General features: G+C 60.5%; 14 protein-coding genes. 13 read left to right on the top strand and 1 reads right to left on the bottom strand.

Translation table 11 applies throughout. The annotated features are described in order from the left end of the window. Positions 1-208: 208 nt before the first annotated feature. Positions 209-1,159, bottom strand: a complete 951-nt coding sequence (locus R8871_RS12140) for a LysR family transcriptional regulator (RefSeq protein WP_175050735.1) — start codon at positions 1,157-1,159, stop codon at positions 209-211. Between the two features lie 186 nt (positions 1,160-1,345). Here R8871_RS12140 and R8871_RS12135 point away from each other — a divergent pair, with 186 nt between their 5' ends. From R8871_RS12135 to gltS, 13 genes are all read left to right on the top strand, one after another. Then, positions 1,346-2,782 carry an amidohydrolase gene (locus tag R8871_RS12135; RefSeq protein WP_175050659.1) on the top strand — a complete coding sequence of 479 codons (1,437 nt, stop codon included), beginning with the start codon at positions 1,346-1,348 and terminating at the stop codon, positions 2,780-2,782. 36 nt (positions 2,783-2,818) lie between these two features. Then, entirely contained in the window at positions 2,819-3,622 is an 804-nt protein-coding gene (locus tag R8871_RS12130; protein WP_175050658.1) for an alpha/beta fold hydrolase, read from the top strand. 88 nt (positions 3,623-3,710) lie between these two features. After that, positions 3,711-3,962 (top strand): DUF4148 domain-containing protein, encoded by a 252-nt coding sequence (locus R8871_RS12125; protein ID WP_175050657.1) that lies wholly within the window; start codon positions 3,711-3,713, stop codon positions 3,960-3,962. A gap of 240 nt (positions 3,963-4,202) precedes the next feature. After that, a complete protein-coding gene (locus tag R8871_RS12120) occupies positions 4,203-5,813 on the top strand; it encodes an ATP-dependent acyl-CoA ligase (protein WP_175050734.1) in 1,611 nt (536 codons plus the stop codon). Between the two features lie 126 nt (positions 5,814-5,939). Continuing rightward, positions 5,940-7,265: an MFS transporter gene (locus R8871_RS12115; protein WP_175050656.1), complete on the top strand. Its 1,326-nt coding sequence runs from the start codon at positions 5,940-5,942 to the stop codon at positions 7,263-7,265. Positions 7,266-7,279: 14 nt separating this feature from the next. Beyond that, entirely contained in the window at positions 7,280-8,446 is a 1,167-nt protein-coding gene (locus R8871_RS12110; RefSeq protein ID WP_175050655.1) for a thiolase family protein, read from the top strand. Beyond that, positions 8,443-8,745 (top strand): Zn-ribbon domain-containing OB-fold protein, encoded by a 303-nt coding sequence (locus R8871_RS12105; RefSeq protein WP_175050654.1) that lies wholly within the window; start codon positions 8,443-8,445, stop codon positions 8,743-8,745. The genes R8871_RS12110 and R8871_RS12105 overlap by 4 nt, the downstream gene beginning before the upstream one ends. Before the next feature lie 96 nt (positions 8,746-8,841). Next, the gene (locus tag R8871_RS12100; RefSeq protein ID WP_246287540.1) at positions 8,842-9,963 is read left to right on the top strand and encodes a porin; all 1,122 of its coding nucleotides are present in this window, start codon (positions 8,842-8,844) and stop codon (positions 9,961-9,963) included. Between the two features lie 379 nt (positions 9,964-10,342). Further along, positions 10,343-11,251 (top strand): LysR family transcriptional regulator, encoded by a 909-nt coding sequence (locus R8871_RS12095; RefSeq protein ID WP_175050732.1) that lies wholly within the window; start codon positions 10,343-10,345, stop codon positions 11,249-11,251. 209 nt (positions 11,252-11,460) lie between these two features. Further along, complete coding sequence (locus R8871_RS12090; RefSeq protein WP_175050653.1) at positions 11,461-13,671, top strand: thiamine pyrophosphate-dependent enzyme; 2,211 nt, start codon at positions 11,461-11,463, stop codon at positions 13,669-13,671. A 16-nt stretch (positions 13,672-13,687) separates the two neighbouring features. Beyond that, the gene (locus tag R8871_RS12085) at positions 13,688-15,187 is read left to right on the top strand and encodes an indolepyruvate oxidoreductase subunit beta family protein (RefSeq protein WP_175050652.1); all 1,500 of its coding nucleotides are present in this window, start codon (positions 13,688-13,690) and stop codon (positions 15,185-15,187) included. Between the two features lie 70 nt (positions 15,188-15,257). Further along, positions 15,258-16,037 (top strand): cyclase family protein, encoded by a 780-nt coding sequence (locus R8871_RS12080; protein WP_175050651.1) that lies wholly within the window; start codon positions 15,258-15,260, stop codon positions 16,035-16,037. A gap of 361 nt (positions 16,038-16,398) precedes the next feature. Further along, entirely contained in the window at positions 16,399-17,601 is a 1,203-nt protein-coding gene (gene gltS, locus R8871_RS12075) for a sodium/glutamate symporter (RefSeq protein ID WP_175050650.1), read from the top strand. Positions 17,602-17,610: the final 9 nt, after the last annotated feature.

Raw genomic sequence — 17,610 nt, 5'->3', positions numbered from 1 at the left:
GTTAGCGCCGGCATGCTTGCCGTGCGATTGAAAAAATAATTACGTTCTTTTTTGATGTCGTCAACGTGTCAAAAATTTGCTTTGCTTTCCTGAGCGATTTGATGATTCGGAAAGCACGCGCGAAGCAATCTGGCGTCACGCTTTCCGGCATGGCGAGAATGGATTGCGTTGAGGCGTAACCACTCGCTGCGCAACGAGCGGTTGCTGCCTACAGCAGGCACTCGACAGAGTGAAAGAGCCGGCGCTTGAAGGGATCTTCGGATGCCATGGAGGTGCGGATCACGCTGGTCAGACACTCCACAAAGTATTTGGCGGCATTGCTGAGTGGTGCGGCGCGCCGGTATATAAGGCTGATCTCGGCTTCGGCGATGGAGTCGACCAGCGGAAGAACAGTCAATCGTTCCTTGCTCACGAGCAGTTCAGCGAGCGGCCATGGCATCAGCGTCAACATGTCGGTGCTTGCGACCAATCCAAGCGCGATCGCACTCGAATGCGATATATGAATGCGAGGTTCGTAGACGCGGCAATATTCGGTGAACGCATTGGCAGCGGCGAGTTCATCGACGGAAGAGTCGCGATTCAGGATCCACTCGGCGTCCTTCAATTCATGCAACGATCGACATCCTGCCAGGCGATGTTCCGTCCGGCCGACCACCGCGTAACCGGTGCGAAACAACGGGACATGGGTGAACTCCTCCGTTTGCGTAACAGAGCTAGTCCTTCCAATCGAGATATCGAGCGTTCCGTCGCGCAATCTTGGTATCGACACGGTTGCCAATCCTTCGAAGAATTCGATCTTTACCTCGGGCATACGCGTCTGGAACAGGCTGACAACCTCTCCCAGCAACGTTAGACCGACCCACGACACTGCTGCAATCGACAGGGTGCCGTCCCTCTTACCGGATAGCCGCTCCATTTCCTGCCGCGCTCGCGCCAACTGTCCGACTGTCAGCCTTGCATGCCCGAGCAGCGTCTGACCTGCCTCGGTCAGCGTCACACCTGTCGCCTCGCGGACGATCAGCGTGACATTCAGATCTTCCTCAAGCTCGCGTATCGCCTTGGTAATGGCGGCCGGCGAGAGGTCCGTGGCGCGGGCTGCGTTCCGGATGCTGCCGGTGTCGGCAATCGCAACAAGTGCGCGGAGTTGATGTAGCTTCATGGTCAATGTATGACACCAAATTTTTTCAGGAGGAGACAACCGGGAGTCAACGGCAACACTTTCGTTGAGTTGTTGGCCGCTTATCTGTCGACATACTCTACGCCAGCAGAAAGTGGAAAGATTTGCGCCCGCTTACCGGCGCGAATCTTTCGAAACGACTACCGAACCTGAGAGAATGGAGGCTATGTGGAGCACGCAGCACAGGTGAAGCGTCTCGTTGAGGCAAAGCAGCAGCGATACGTTGAGCTGGCAAATGAAATCTGGTCGTATGCCGAGATGCGCTACAGCGAATATCGCTCTGCCGAGCTGCACGCGGCGCTACTCGAGGAAGAAGGGTTTCGCGTGACGCGTGGCGTGGCCGGACTGCCGACGGCGTTTGTGGCGGAGGCGGGCAGCGGTGGCCCGCTCGTCGGATTTCTGGGCGAATACGACGCTTTGGCCGGGCTGAGCCAGGAAAGCGGCGCGCTGGTCTGCGTACCGGCCGCTGACGGCGTCAACACCAATGGACACGGCTGCGGCCATCACCTGCTCGGCGCGGGCGCACATCTCGCCGCAGTCGCCGCGAGAGACTATTTTGCCGCCAACAATATCGACGCCACGGTCAGGTTCTACGGTTGCCCCGCTGAGGAAGCCGCTGCCGGCAAGACCTTTATGGCGCGCGCCGGCTTATTCGACGACCTGGACGTCGCGTTGAGCTGGCATCCGTCGGTAGCGAATTCGGTGTTCATGAACGCCACGCTCGCGAACGTTCAGGCGTATTTCCGCTTTCACGGCAAGGCCGCGCATGCGGCCCTCGCGCCGCATCTTGGGCGCAGCGCGCTGGACGCCGCGGAACTGATGAACATCGGTGTCAACTATCTGCGCGAGCACATGCCGGACCAGGCGCGTGTACATTTCGCTTACATCAATTCCGGTGGCATTTCGACCAACGTAGTGCCGGTACTCGCCGAACTGCTTTATACAGTGCGGGCACCGCGCAGCGAAGAAGCGCGCGATCTGTTCGAGCGTGTCAAACAGATCGCGGCCGGTGCCGCATTAATGACCGGCACGCGTCTCGAGATCGTTTTCGACAAGGCGTGCTCGAACGTGCTGCATAACGACGCGCTCGATCAGGTTCTCGACCGGAACATGCGGGCGCTCGGCGGCTTCGACGTCAGCGATCGCGATGTCGAATTTGCGAGGCAGATTCAGCAGACCATTTCATCTGACGATTTCGAGAATAGCGCGCGTCATTTCGCGGCGGCGCTGCGCGACCCGCGTCCGATCGTTACGGACATCCAGCCGTATCGGGCCGACATGGTGCGCCCGGTGACAGGCTCGACCGATGTCGGCGATGTCACCTGGGTCGTTCCGACTACGCAATGTTTGACCTCCTGCTTCGCATGGGGAACAGGTTTTCATTCGTGGCAAATGGTCTCGCAGGGAAAAGCGACGCTGGCGCACCGAGGCATGTTGCTGGCCGCGCAGACGCTGGCGGCTACGGCCGTCGATCTGGTCGGCCAGCCGGATGTGCTGCGCGCAGCGAAAGTGGAGCTTGACGAAAAGCGCGGGCGCAAGCCCTATGATTGCCCGATTCCACCGGAAGTCTTGCCTCCGCCGGCGCGTACTCAAGCGACCGCCTGAACGCCGCCGGCCCGGCATATCGACAGAGGATCATCTGTGCGCACTCTCAAGCTTTTCGGGCAAAGCGCTACGCTGCGATTCCATGACATTCCGGGGACAGGCACGCCGCTCGTGTTTGTCCACGGACTTGGCTGCGCGTCCTCGTGCGACTACCCGCACGTGATCGCGGATCAGGCATTGGGGAGGCGGCGCAGCATCCTGGTCGATTTGCTGGGATCCGGGTATAGCGACCGGCCTGAATGTTTTGGATATCGTGTCGAAGACCATGCTCGAATCGTCGTCGAACTCATTCAAAGTCTCGACACAGAAGTCGATCTTTTCGGTCACAGCATGGGTGGGGCGGTCGCGATCGTCGCGGCTACGATGGCGTCTCGGCGGGTACGCCATCTGGTTCTCGCCGAGCCGAATCTTGATGCGGGCGGAGGATTGTTCAGTCGCGAGATTGCGGCCTACTCTGAATCCGACTACCGGCTGTACGGCCACGCGCAAACGGTCGCGACCGCGTCGAGAGAGGGCGATCCCGTTTGGGCGGGCGCTCTCGCGATCTCCTGTCCCAGAGCAGTCCATCGTGCGGCGACATCGTTGGTAGAAGGCGATTCAGTGGCGTGGCGCGAATTGCTGTTCCGGCTGAAAATGCCGCGTTCAGTGATTTTCGGCGAGCGCTCGCTGCCGCATCCCGATGCGGACAGTTTGCCGAGGATGGGTATCGCGGTCAGTATCGTGCAGAACGCGGGGCACTTCATGATGCGGGACAATCCTGCGGGCCTGGTGTCCGCCATCAATAAAGCTTTGTCCGCTGGGGATTCGGACGATTCTTGCGAATTGCTTTCGGTTGTTTGACGCATTTCTGTCGTTGCAGATTCGCACCTATACTTGGCTGAGCGAGGCTGACGCAACCTCCTTTAGCGCCTCGCCAGGAGTGTGGATCATGAACATGCCTCGGATTGTGGTGTCGGCTGCCGCTGCGCTGGTTCTTCTCCCTGGGGGCGCGTTCGCGCAAACATCGAGCGATAGCGCTGTGACACGGACGAAGGTGACGCAGGAACTCAGGGAATTGGTCGCTATCGGATATCAGCCCGACGCAGCACGGTATGACTATCCAAACGACCTCACTGCCGCAGAAAAGCGCCTCGACGCCAAACGTGCAACCCCGGTTAATTCCACCGTTCCACTGCAGTAGCGGGAATGCAGGGTTCGGAACACGTGCGGTGCTTCTGGCGATGGTTTATAAGGATTGCAGATTGAATTGACGCCCTGAAAGATCGGACTTTAATTTGATCGGCTGGACGAGCCGAGCGCGCCACCCAAAATCCGCCAGATTGATAGCGAGAGCAAAATTGATGAATTTGACACATGTCCATCGCGAAACCTAGACTCGCCTGCATACATTTCAGGCGGGGACGACATGGGCAACATCCACATGCCAGTTGCGATTTGCAGCCAGGCGCCGGGGAGTAACACCACGAGACTTACCCTGCCGGATATGCTGGCCGCTCGTGCGGCCCGAAACCCGTACGCACCGCTTTTCTCCGATCGCTCAACGCAATGGACCGGCGCCGAGGCGCTCGATATTGCTGCGCGCCGTGCAGGTTCGCTGGCCGCTCAAGGCGTGGGACGCGGTGACCGTGTGGCGCTGCTTTGCACGAATCGCAGCGAGTTCATGGAGATCATTCTGGGGTGCGCGTGGCTCGGCGCGATCGCAGTGCCGATCAATACGGCTTCGCGCGGCTTGCAACTCGAACACATTCTGCGCAACTCTGGCGCACGACTGATCGTTGCCGAATCCCATCTCGTCGATGCTGTTTATGCACTCGATTCCACCGGCCTGGCAGCCGAATCCGTATGGCTGATTGGGCAAGCGCAAAGCGCAGCGCCGGCACACAGCATTCGGTCCGTGCCGCTGCCGCCGCGGGCTGAACCGGTCGAAGCCGCAGAGCTTGCCGATAGTGATCCGCTCGCGATTCTGTATACGTCGGGGACATCTGGATTATCAAAGGGCGTGATCTGCTCGCACGCGCAGTTCTATTGGTGGGGCAGGCATACGGCTGATTATCTCGGCGTTACGGCCGGCGACGTGCTCTATACCTGCCTGCCGCTTTTCCACACGAATGCACTGAACTTCTTCTTTCAGGCGCTCACGTGCGATGCCGAGCTTGTCGTCGATCGTCGCTTTTCGGCGAGCGGTTTCTTCGACGCGCTCGTTGAGACCAAAGCGACCATCACATCCGTGCTGGGCGCGATGGTGCCGATTCTGCTCAGTCGCGCTGTGTCGCCGAACGAACGCGCACACAGGGTACGCATTGCGCTAGCGCCGGGTGTGCCGGGTCAGTTCCAGCATGAGTTCACCGAGCGTTCTGGAATTGCGCTGCTTGACGGTTACGGTTCGACGGAAACGAACTTCGTGATCGGCGCCCATATCGACGCGCAGCGTCCCGGCTTCATGGGCAAGCTTACGGAGGGCTTCGATGCGCGCGTCGTCGACGAGCACGATCATCCCGTCCCGGACGGCGAGGCTGGCGAGCTGATTGTCCGCGCGGACGAGCCATGCGCGCTCGCGAGCGGCTACTTCGGCATGCCGGAGAAGACAGTCGAAGCGTGGCGCAATCTGTGGTTCCACACAGGGGATCGCGTGATACGCGAAGCCGACGGCTACTACCGCTTCATCGACCGGCAGAAAGACGCGATCCGGCGGCGTGGCGAAAACATCTCGTCCTACGAGGTTGAGCAGGCTCTGCTGAGCCATCCCTCGGTTGAAATCGCTGCGGTATTCGCGGTGCGCTCTGAACTCGCCGAAGATGAGGTAATGGCATCACTCGTGCTGTGCGATAACGCAACGCTGGAGCCACTGGAGCTGATCCAGTACTGCGAGCCGCGTTTGCCGTACTTCGCCGTACCGCGCTTTCTCGACTTCGTGCGCGAGTTGCCGAGAACGGAAAACGGCAAGATCCAGAAGTACAAACTGCGCGAGGCTGGTGTGACAGAGAGCACGTGGGATCTCGAGAAATCCGGCTACCGGCTCAAGCGTTCCTAGCGGCATAGCCTGGCGAGCGACCCGTCTACGCCATCAGCCGGGCGCGTTCACGCTCAGCTGTTTCGCAGCTAATAAGTCGTCGCACCAGCTCAATATCGTGCCGTATTGCGGCATACCGGAGACAGCATGGCAAGCACGCAAACCATTCCCGCGCCTGACGTACAAGCAGTCAGCGGCGGGATCGATCAGAAGTCGTTGCGACGCATAGTGATGGCATCGGTCGCAGGCAATGCGCTCGAATGGTATGACTTCTTTCTCTACAGTACTGCGGCCGCACTGGTATTCGGCGAACTGTTTTTCCCGAAAGGCACGGACCCGCTGATCGGTACGCTTGCCGCGTTCGCAGGCTTTGCTGTCGGTTTTGCCGCGCGGCCGTTCGGCGGCGTACTGTTCGGCCACATCGGCGATCGCTACGGACGCAAGGGCGCGCTCGTGTGGACGCTATCGATCATGGGCGGTGCGACGTTTCTGATCGGCCTGTTGCCGACCTATGCCCAGGCCGGGCTGTGGGCGCCGGCGCTGCTTCTCGTGCTGCGCGTGCTGCAAGGTGTCGCGTCAGGCGGTGAATGGGGCGGCGGCGTGTTGATGATCAGCGAGTCGGCGCCGCCGGAAAAGCGCGGCATGTATGCCTCCTGGAGCCAGATCGGTGTGGGCGGCGGTTTTGTGTTGTCGGCGGCGGTTTTCTTTCTCGTGCAAAAGCTGCCACACGACACGTTCATGAGTTGGGGCTGGCGTGTACCGTTTCTGCTATCGATTGTGATCTTCGGCGTCGGCGTCTACATCCGTTCGAGATTGCCGGAGAGCACTGAATTCTCGAAAGCAGCGGCGGCGGGCAAGACGACGCACACGCCGGTGCTCGAAGCGATCCGCCGCCACCCGAAGGAACTGCTGATCGCAATGGGCCTGCGCGTAGCCGAGAACGGCGGCTCTTATATCTTCCTTGCTTTCTCACTTGTGTATGGCAAGTTCATCGGCGTGCCGAGTTCGGTCATGCTCGCCGGGGTGATGGTGTCGATGACCGTCGAACTGGGCATGATGCTGGTGTGGGGCCGCCTATCCGATCGCATCGGCCGGAAGCCCGTGTACATGATCGGCGCGGTGGGGCTAATCGTCATTGCGCTGCCGTTCTTCTGGCTGATCGACACGAAGGTGCCGGGGCTCATCTGGCTTGCTTTCCTGCTGGCCAATGGTGTGTGTCATGGTGCGATGATCGGGACACAGCCTAGCCTGATGGGCGAACTGTTCAGCACGGAGGTCCGTTATTCAGGCATGGCGCTGGGCCACGAAATCGCCTCCGTATTCGCGGGCGGCCTCTCGCCGCTGGTGGCCACTGCGCTGCTCGCAAAGTACCACGCGGCGTGGCCGGTTGCGCTGATGCTCATGACAATGGGCGCGATTACCGTCGTGGCGCTTCTCTGTGCGCGCGAAACAGCGCACCGCACCGCACGCTAAAGGGGAGATCGATCATGCAGTCACGCGACCATGCGGGGGTATTGATTTGCGGCGGAGTGGAAGTTCCGTATCGCCGCCAGGCCCCAGAAGGCACGACAGGCGATCTGCTGGCGCAGGCGTTCTCATCGGCGCTGGCGCAGTCAGGCTTTGCCGCCCATGAAGTAGACGGGCTGGGGGTTGCATCGTTCACCCTTGCTCCGGATCACGCAATCGACATTGCCTGGCGCCTTGGACTCTCGCCACGCTGGTGCATGGACGACTGTCACGGCGGCGCCAGCGCGATCAACCTGCTGCAACATGCGGTGCGCGCGATCCAGTGCGGCGACGCCAACGTGATCGTGCTCGTATCGGGGGATCGCTTCGAGCCGGCGGATTTCAAGCAACTCGTCGACCATTACAACCTGACGACGCGCACCTGGCTGCGGCCTCTCGAAAGCGGTGGGCCGAACGCGCTGTTCGCCATGATGACGCAGTTGCATGCGCAACGTTACGATCTGTCGCGCGCGGATTACGGCACGCTGTGCGTTGCGCAGCGGGCATGGGCGTCGCGCAACCCGCAAGCCGTCTATCGTGCGCCGCTGACCGTCGAGGCGTACCTGGACGCCCCGCTTGTAGCGGAACCGCTCGGACGCTTCGACTGCGTGCCGGTCGTCAGTGGCGCGAACGCGATCGTTCTCGCGCGAGCCGATCTCTCGAAGCACGACCGGCAGGTCGCGGTGCGTGCGCTGCGCTGCAGCTATAACCCCGACCACCAGATGGGCGACGGATTGCAGACGTCGCTTGCCGCACTTGCCCCGGCCTTGTGGCGCGACGCGGGCTTGACGCCTGCCGACATGGATCTCGTGTCCGTGTACGACGATTATCCGGTGATGGTACTCGTTCAGCTGGCTGATCTAGGTTTCGCGCCGGACGGCGACATGCGTGCGCTGCTTGCGCGCATTGTGTCGGAGGAGTTGCCGGTCAATACGTCGGGTGGACAACTTTCGGCAGGGCAGGCCGGCGCGGCTGGTGGAATGCACGGGCTTGTCGAAGCCCTCACACAGTTGCGCGGCGAGGCAGGTGGGCGTCAGGTAGCGGGTGCCCGGCGGGCGCTCGTCAGTGGCTACGGCATGGTCGAGTATCGCTACGGTATGTGTGCGAATGCGGTGGTGCTTGAAGCTTTCGATCGAGGCGCGCAATGAGCATAAACGTTTTCCGCTGTACGCACTGCGACACCACGCTATTTCCAGCGCGCTACCTGTGCCCGTCTTGTGGAGGCGCTGAATGGTCTGCGTTCGAGGCAGAGGGCGGCACCGTGACGGCGGCGACTGCCGTCCGGCGCCGAGTGGGTGCGGATAACGGCGGTGACATCCACCTGGCGAGCGTTGCCACTGAAGCGGGACCGATTGTCATCGCGCGTCTCGACTCTCCTGTGGAGATCGGCGATGTAGTGAGTCTCGCACTGGATGCACAACACCGGATCGTCGCCCGACGGGATTGACATGTCGCCGTGTGGCGGCTTTCGCGACGCGGCGCGGCGTTACTAGCCGTTCGGTTACACCACCCTAAAAAACGCTCACAGGGAATTGGAGAATTCATGAAAAAAATGCTTGCCTATTCATTCGGTATCCTATCAATTTGTCAGGTGGCACATGCGCAGAGTAGCGTCACCATCTACGGCATCATTGACGATGGTCTCACCTGGTCCAGCAATCAGGGCGGCCACAGCGCATGGCAAATGCAGGGCAGTATCTCGCAAGGCAATCGGTGGGGGATGAAAGGCGTCGAGGACCTCGGCGGCGGCACTTTCGCGCTGTTCCGGCTGGAGAACGGCTTTAACGTCAACAATGGCGCGCTCAGCCAGGGCGGACGCGAGTTCGGCCGCCTCGCTTACGTGGGGCTGTCGAACGACCGTTACGGTACGCTGACGCTCGGCCGTCAGGGTGAGGCGATTGGCGACTACATCGGCGCGCTGTCGGCCAACGGAACCTTGCCCGGCGGGATACTGTTCCCGCACCCGGGGGATCTCGACAACAACGGCATCGACTTTCGTCTGCAAAACGCGGTCAAGTACGTATCGCCGACCTTCGCGGGTCTTACAGGTGTCGGTATCTATAGTTTCGGCGGCGCACCGGGTAACTTCGCGAGCAACAGCGCGAAGTCGTTTGCGCTGCAATACGCGACCGGCAACCTTCAGCTCGTCGGCGCGTATACGTCGATCGATCATCCAGCTACGGCAGTGCCGGACGGCGTCTGGACCGCCGGGAACACAGTGGACGGCAACTACGGTCTCGCGGCAGGCAGTTATAAGGTGTTCGGTGTCGCGGCGTCCTATGGGATGGGACCCGCGCGCATCACGGCGGACTGGACCCACACACAGTTCGGTAATCTCGACCCCAGTCTGGGTGCCAAGATCGGTGGGCACGTGACCTTCAACATCGCTGAAATCGTGGGCAGCTATATGATCACCCCCGCCTTGCAGCTCGGCGTCGCGTATAGCTATACCGAAGGCAATGTGTCCGCAACCGGGCAAGCCCCGCACTACCACGAGGCGGACGCCAGCGCGGACTATTTCCTGTCGAAGTCGACCGATGTCTACGCGAGCGCGACCTACATGCGAGCGGGAGGCGGCGCGGTTGCCGATCTCGCTCCCGTGCTGGCGGCATCAAACTCGGCTAACCAGGTGGCATTGCGAATCGGGATTCGAAAGAAATTCTGAGTTTCGGATGGGACGGTATCCGCTCTAGCGGTAACCACGACCGAGCGCATATCTTCGGTTGAATGAGCACGAAGCTGGCCTGCGCTTCGAGGTCAGCTGACAATGAAAAAAACAGCGCGGCCAGAGCCGCGACTCGCCAGGCGTCTGTTTGTTAATAGCGCTCTCGTCGCCCGATCATACGACCCCACCATCACTTGGCGCGTCTACAATAATGGTTTGCGCTGCCGTTCCGCATTGGCGCAGATGACATGAGTCCGGCGCACCCCAGGTCGCCATTTTCATTTCAGACAGTTCCTGATCAGGGACCGCCCCATGCATTCACAAGAAGTACGGGCGCGTAATGATCACGCCGGTGATCTTTAAGAGTAAGGAATCCATTGTGGTGGACTTCAACGACGTTGACCTGAACCTCCTGCGTGTCTTTCAGGCAATTCTGGAGGAGCGCAGCCTGACGCGCGCCGGGCAGCGGCTGGGTCTGTCACAACCCGCGGTCAGTTACTCGCTCGGGCGGCTTCGCTCACTCTTCGACGATCCGCTCTTTGTGCGCACCACCGGAGAGATGCTACCCACCCCAACCGCAACGGAGCTGTCTGCACCTGTTAATCGGGCGATCTCTTCGCTTCGTGAAGTATTCCGTCATGGAGACCGCTTTGACCCGGCTGCCAGCAGCCGGGAATTTCATCTCTCGATGTCCGACGTCGGCGAGCAGGTTTTTCTGCCGATCCTATGCACCAAGCTTCAGCAAACCGCACCGTCCGTCAGGCTCTCGGTGCAGCAGATTCCCATCGCTGACGCTGAAGAAAGGCTCAGGCTCGGGCAACTGGATTTTGCAGTCGGCAATATGCCGGCCCTCAAGCTGACGACGCAATACGCGCTGCTGTTTCATGAGCCGTATGTTTGCATGACGCGCAAGCGCACAGGCCTGCCTGCCAGACAGATCTCCCGCGAGAAATTTCTTTCCCTGTCACACATCTCTGTTGGATCGAGTGAGAGCAGCCATCGCAACATAGAACATCTGCTGCAGGCGGAAGGTTTGCACCGGAGAATAGCGTTGCGCGTGCCTCACTTCACGGTTGTCCCGCAGATCATCCGGCGCACGGAATGGATGGTCACGCTGCCGCTGCGGGTGGCGCGCCTGTTCAACGAGCGTGGCGAGTTTGTTATCTATCCGCTCCCAGTCCAGATTCCGGAAGTTGAAGTTACCGTGCATTGGCATGATGCATTCGAGTCGGAGGAGGGCAATCGCTGGCTCCGCTCGGTGATTATCGATAGCCTTCACGAAGATTGATCGCACACGGCCGTCATAAACGATTTTATGCACGGTTCGAATTTGATTGATTGGGCTGATTTTCCGCTGCCACCTATACTGGGCTGCAATGAAAGGCGTGCCTCAGTGTCGACCCATCCATGAGTCTGGATTGACCGGCATATGACGGATTGCGCTGAAAGTCCTCGCGGGCATCTGCATTGCATAAATCTGGAAGGTAGAGAGACGCCATGGCTGAGCGGTCGTTTGTCGAAGAGGTGAAGAAGCTGCGTCTGGGTGCGGGCGAACTATTCAGCGGCGAGGGCATCCTGGCCGTGACCAAGGCGCTGCTGGAATCCGGAGTCGCGTATGTGGGTGGGTATCAGGGGGCGCCCATTTCACACCTGATGGACGTGCTGGCTGACGCGCAGGATATCCTCAGCGATCACGGCATCCGTTTCGAGAATAGTGCGAGCGAGGCCACAGCTGCTGCGTCGCTGGCCGCGTCGGTTAACTATCCTTTACGCGGGGCCGTGACCTTCAAGGCGACCGTCGGCACGAACGTCGCCTCCGACGCGCTCGCGAACCTGGCGTCGGGTGGCGTGACGGGCGGCGCGCTCATCATCGTCGGCGAAGACTACGGCGAAGGTTCGTCGATCATGCAGGAACGCAGTCACGCGTTCGCGATGAAGTCGCAGATCTGGTTGCTGGACCCACGGCCGAACTTGCCTTGCATCGTGCAGGCGGTGAAAGACGGTTTTGATTTGTCGGAGGCGAGCCATACGCCGGTCATGTTGCAACTGCGCATCCGCGCTTGCCATGTGCATGGCCAGTTCATTGCCTCGGACAATCGCCGCGCGGCGTTCTCGATCAAGGATGCGCTCGAAAACCCGAGCCGCGACGTCGACCGTATCGTGCTGCCGCCCGCGAGCTTCATGCATGAGCGCGAGAAGATTCATGAGCGCTGGCCGGCCGCAGTCAAGTTCATCGAAGAGCGGAAAATCAACGAGGTCTTCTCGACCGATGCTGGCGAGATCGGCATCGCGATGCAGGGCGGCAGCTACAACACAGTTATGCGCGCGCTGGAACGCCTCGGCCTCGCCGACGTGTACGGCGATTCGAAAATCCCTTTGTATGTGATGAACGTTGCGTATCCGCTCATCGATTCGGAATGGGAGCGCTTTTGCACAGGCAAGCGTGCCGTGCTGGTGATCGAAGAAGGTCAGCCGAACTTCGTCGAGCAAAATGCGAGTTCGATTTTGCGGCAGGTCGGTTCGACCGTGGCGTTGCACGGCAAGGATATGTTGCCGCTTGCTGGTGAGTACAACACCGCTACCGTGCTCAAGGGCTTGCGCGCATTCTTCGAGCGCTATGGCGTGCTCGAACCGCAACCTGTTCCCCGAAAAGTTATTCCGGTATTGGCTGTCTCTCCCACATCTTCCGCGATGGCAGAGCCCGCTGAACCGGTAGAAGCTGAGCTCACTCTGCTCGATCCCGTCTCGGCGCTTGACGCCAATGTGCACGCGCGTCCACCCGGATTCTGCACCGGCTGTCCGGAGCGGCCGATCTTCACGGCGATGAAGCTCGTCGAACGTGAACTCGGTGCGCATCATGTGAGTGCCGACATCGGTTGCCACCTGTTTTCGATTCTGCCGCCGTTCAACCTTGGCGCGACGACCATGGGCTATGGCCTCGGCAGCGCGAGTGCTTCCGCGCTCAATGCGAGCGCTGACAAGCGCGCAATCTCCGTGATGGGAGACGGCGGCTTCTGGCATAACGGGCTCACGAGCGGTATCGCGAACGCGGTGTTCAACCGGAGCGACAATTTGACGATCGTGGTCGACAACAGCTACACGTCGGCTACAGGCGGCCAGGACATTCTGTCGTCGACAGCACTCAATCCGACACGCAGCACGGGTCACGAGATCGAACAGGCGGTACGCGGGGTCGGCGTGAAGTGGGTAAAGACGGTGCGTCGTACTTACGACCTGAAGACGATGATGGCGACGCTGAAGGAAGCGCTCACCACTAGCACGAAGGGGCCGAAGGTACTGATCGCGCAGAGCGAATGCATGCTCAACAAGCAGCGTCGCGAAAAACCGAAAACCCGCAAGGCGATTGCCGCGGGCGAGCGCGTGGTGCGCGAGCGCTTCGGTGTCGACTCGGACACCTGCACTGGCGACCACTCGTGCATCCGCTTATCCGGCTGCCCATCGCTGTCGATCAAACCGAATCCCGATCCGCTACGTACGGATCCGGTTGCGAGCGTGCTCGACAGTTGCGTCGGTTGCGGGCTATGCGGCGAGGTATCGCATGCGGCTGTCCTGTGTCCGTCGTTCTATCGTGCGCAGATCGTCAGCAATCCGACGCGCGTCGACAAGCTGCGCCAAGGAGTCCGCAATGCGGTGATCGGCTGGTTGCAACGTCGTGATGCCCAGCGTCGCGCACGCCTCGCGTTCTGATTCAGAAAGGAAATAGATGAGCAACGCTCAGCCCATCAAGATTGCAGTTCTCGCCATGGGTGGCGAAGGCGGTGGGGTGCTGGCCGACTGGATCGTCAATCTCGGTGAGCACAACGGTTACTACGCGCAGACCACGTCGGTGCCGGGCGTCGCGCAACGGACCGGCGCGACGATCTACTATGTCGAACTGTTCCCGCGCGAGGTGGCCGATTCGAACAGCCGCACGCCGGTACTCGCGCTCATGCCGCTGCCCGGAGACGTCGACGTCGTACTCGCGTCTGAGCTGATGGAGGCTGGACGCGCGGTGCAGCGTGGTCTTGTAACATCGGATCGGACGACGCTGGTGACGTCCACGCACCGCGTCTATTCGATCGGCGAAAAGGCCGCAATGGGCGATGGACGTGTCGATAGCGATACGTTGATCGCTCACGCGAGGCAGGCGGCAAAGCGCTTCGTACGCTTCGACATGGCAGAGGCCGCCGAGACGACTGGCAGTGTGATCAGCGCGGTGCTTTTTGGCGCGCTGGCCGGAACGGGCGTGCTGCCGTTTAGCCGCAAGCAGTTCGAGGAAACGATCGAACGTGGTGGTGTCGGTGTGAAGCCGAGCTTGCGCGCGTTTGACCTGGCCTATCTTCGTGGTGGGGCTGATGAAGCAACGGAAGGTGCGAAAGCCGAGGTTGTAGCGCCGGCTACACCCAGCCATCCGGTGGCCGTGAAACTGCTCGCACGCGTGCGGGCCGAATTGCCGCCCGAGGCGCAGACCTTCGCGATCGAAGGGGTGCGGCGCCTGATCGACTATCAGGACACCAGTTACGCGGCGTTCTATCTGGACCGTCTCTCCGAACTACGCCATGCGCTGCCCGTCGACGACGCGACACTGCTGCGCGAAACCGCACGTTATCTCGCGCTGTGGATGTCGTACGAAGACACCATCCGTGTCGCGGATCTCAAGACGCGCGGCTCGCGCTTCGAACGGGTGCGCGGCGAAGTGCGCGCCGACGAGAACCAGTTGCTCGCGATCAACGAGTTCATGCACCCGCGCATCGAGGAAATCTGCGAAACGCTGCCGGCTGCGCTTGGCCGTTGGCTCGCTCAGCCGCATTGGGTGCATCGCTTGGTGCGACGGTTCACACGGTCGGGACGCGTTGTGACAACGAGTTCGTTGCGCGGCTATCTGACGCTGTATGCGGTTTCGCGTCTTCGCGGCATGCGCCGCAGCACGCTGCGCTACCAGCTCGAGAACGCACGCATTGAAGACTGGCTGGCGCGAATCATCGAGACAGCGAAGCTGAATCCGGCGCTTGCTATCGAGGTCGCGCAGTGCCAACGTCTCGTGAAGGGCTATAGCGATACGCACGCGCGTGGCCTGAAGAACTACCAGACGGTGATGGCGGCAGTCGCCAAGGCGGGCGCGAGAATTGCGCCTGCCACGCTGCGCGAATTGCGCGACGCCGCTCTCGCCGATGAACACGGCAACCGGCTGCGCGAAGCGCTGCGCCGTTACGCTCTTGCATAAGTGCGACCGGAACGAGCGAGGCGCTTGCTCCGTATGCGTGTAATAGCTTCTCAGCCAAGGAGATTAACCGATGCATTCCGCTCTTAGTGAACTAGCTTCCGGCCTCGCTCTCGGCGATGTGCGAGTGGTCGACCTCACACAGACGCTGTCACCCGAGTTTCCCGCGCTTCAGCTCCCTCCGCAGTTCGGGCAGGTGTGGGCGTTCAAGATGGAAACGATTAGCCACTATGACGAGAAGGGGCCGGGCTGGTATTGGAATAATTTCTCATGTGGGGAGCATACGGGAACGCATTTCGATGCGCCTGTGCACTGGGTAACTGGAAAGGATCATCCGCGCAACGCGGTCGATACGATCGATGCACGCAACTTCGTGGCGCCGGCGGTGGTAGTTGATGCAAGCGCGGAGGTCGTTGGGAATCCAGACTGGCTGCTGACTTCCGACTATCTAAGGAGGTGGGAAGAGCAGCACGGCCGTATACCCGCGGGCGCGTGGGTTCTTTTCCGCACTGACTGGTCAAAGCGCACCGATCCGGCTGAATTTCTAGGTCTGAGAGACGATGGGGCACACACGCCAGGTCCCACGCAGGAAGCGGTGGAGTGGATGATTCACGAACGCGATGTTCATGGTTTTGGCGTGGAGACAATCAACACCGATGCGGGGCAGGCTTATGCCTGGCCGATTCCTTATCCGTGCCATACGTTGATGCACGGCGCAAATCGCTACGGCCTTCAATGCTTGACCAACCTTGATCTCCTGCCTCCGGTCGGCGCGATTATCGTTTCGGCTCCGCTTAAGATAAAGAATGGCTCAGGCAGTCCGCTTCGAGTACTCGCTTTGGTGGCGAGTTAGGTTGATGAGGTAAATCCGTTCCGAACGGCGACGCGGTTGCTGTCTTCCCGCGTCACGCTTCGTTCAGGGAAGTAACCGTCGGCCCTCGTGCATAACCCGGCAGCAAGGATGTCGGGCAATCGGCGTGCAACGCGCCCCTTGCATCGCGGACCCGGAATGTTCAAGATAGAGTCCGCTGTGATGCGCTGACCTTCTAACCCACCGCGCATCTCTTTGAGCACTGCATTCGCGACGATGAAGGCACACCGCCCAGCCATCGCCCGGATGTTCACGTTCGCCAATGCCTGGCATCGAACGATGTACGCCTGATTGGGTGTCGGCAACACGCTGCTACCTTACTCCTTGGTTCACGAGGCTAATCATGAGCATCGGCATCTACGGCACCCTCGTTGCGGCTTCACTGGTCCTGCTGCTCGGCAACCGCCTTGTTGCATGGATTCCTGTGTTGCGCACTTACACGATTCCGGAACCGGTCGCCGGCGGTCTTGTCGTTGCGATTGTGCTGCTGGTCGTGCGCGTCGCAGGTCAGGTTGAAGTTCGCTTCGATACCGCCCTGCAAACGCCGATGATGCTAGCCTTCTTCGCCACCATCGGCCTGAATGCCAATCTCGCAAGCCTCAAACAGGGTGGCCCGCTGCTGCTGCGATTTCTGGGGGTAGTAGTTGGCTTTCTGATTCTGCAGAACGCAGTCGGGATTGGACTCACTTATGCGCTCGGCATCGATCCGCTGTTCGGCTTGCTGGGCGGTTCGATCACGCTGTCGGGCGGGCACGGTACGGGTGCCGCCTGGAGCAAGGTATTCGCTGAACATCACGGCCTGCAATCGGCCACCGAAGCCGCCATCGCGTGCGCGACGTTCGGTCTCGTGATGGGCGGCATATTAGGCGGTCCGGTGGCACGTCTGCTGATGCGCCGCGTGGCGAAACCCGACCAGGAATCAACGGGAGCGGCGGCCGAATCTACGCTTGCCTTCGAAGAGCCCAAAGCAGAGCAACCTACCACGCCCGCTGCATTTATCGCCACGTTGGCGCTGATCACGATCAGTCTGGCCGTCGGTTCGACGCTCTCGGACGTGTTGGCCGGCACGGCCTTCAAATTGCCGACGTTTGTCTGCGTGCTGTTCGTTGGCGTGCTGCTCAGCAATGGGCTTGCGCTGTTGGGCAAGCCAGTGGCTCAACATGCCGTTGCGCTACTCGGTAACGTCAGCCTCGCATTGTTCCTCGCCATGGCGTTGATGACCCTGAAACTGTGGGATCTGGCAACGCTGGCGTTGCCGGTCATTTCCATTCTCGTCGCGCAAACTGCATTTATGGCGATTTACGCGACCTTCGTGACCTTCCGCGTGATGGGCGGCAACTATGACGCCGTTGTTCTCGCCACCGGCCACTGTGGCTTCGGGCTTGGTGCGACGCCCACCGCGATTGCCAACATGCAGGCGGTCACGAACCGCTTCGGGCACTCACATCTGGCGTTCCTGGTCGTGCCGATGGTGGGCGCGTTCTTTATCGACATTGCCAATGCGATCGTCATCAAGGGATATCTCGCCTTACCGATCTTTCATTGACGGGAAGCA

Origin of the sequence: Paraburkholderia sediminicola (assembly GCF_902859805.1) — a bacterium.
Classification (GTDB): Bacteria; Pseudomonadota; Gammaproteobacteria; order Burkholderiales; family Burkholderiaceae; genus Paraburkholderia; species Paraburkholderia sediminicola.
Note: the sequence above shows the minus strand (reverse complement) of the source record. Positions and strands in the feature narration are given on the sequence as shown.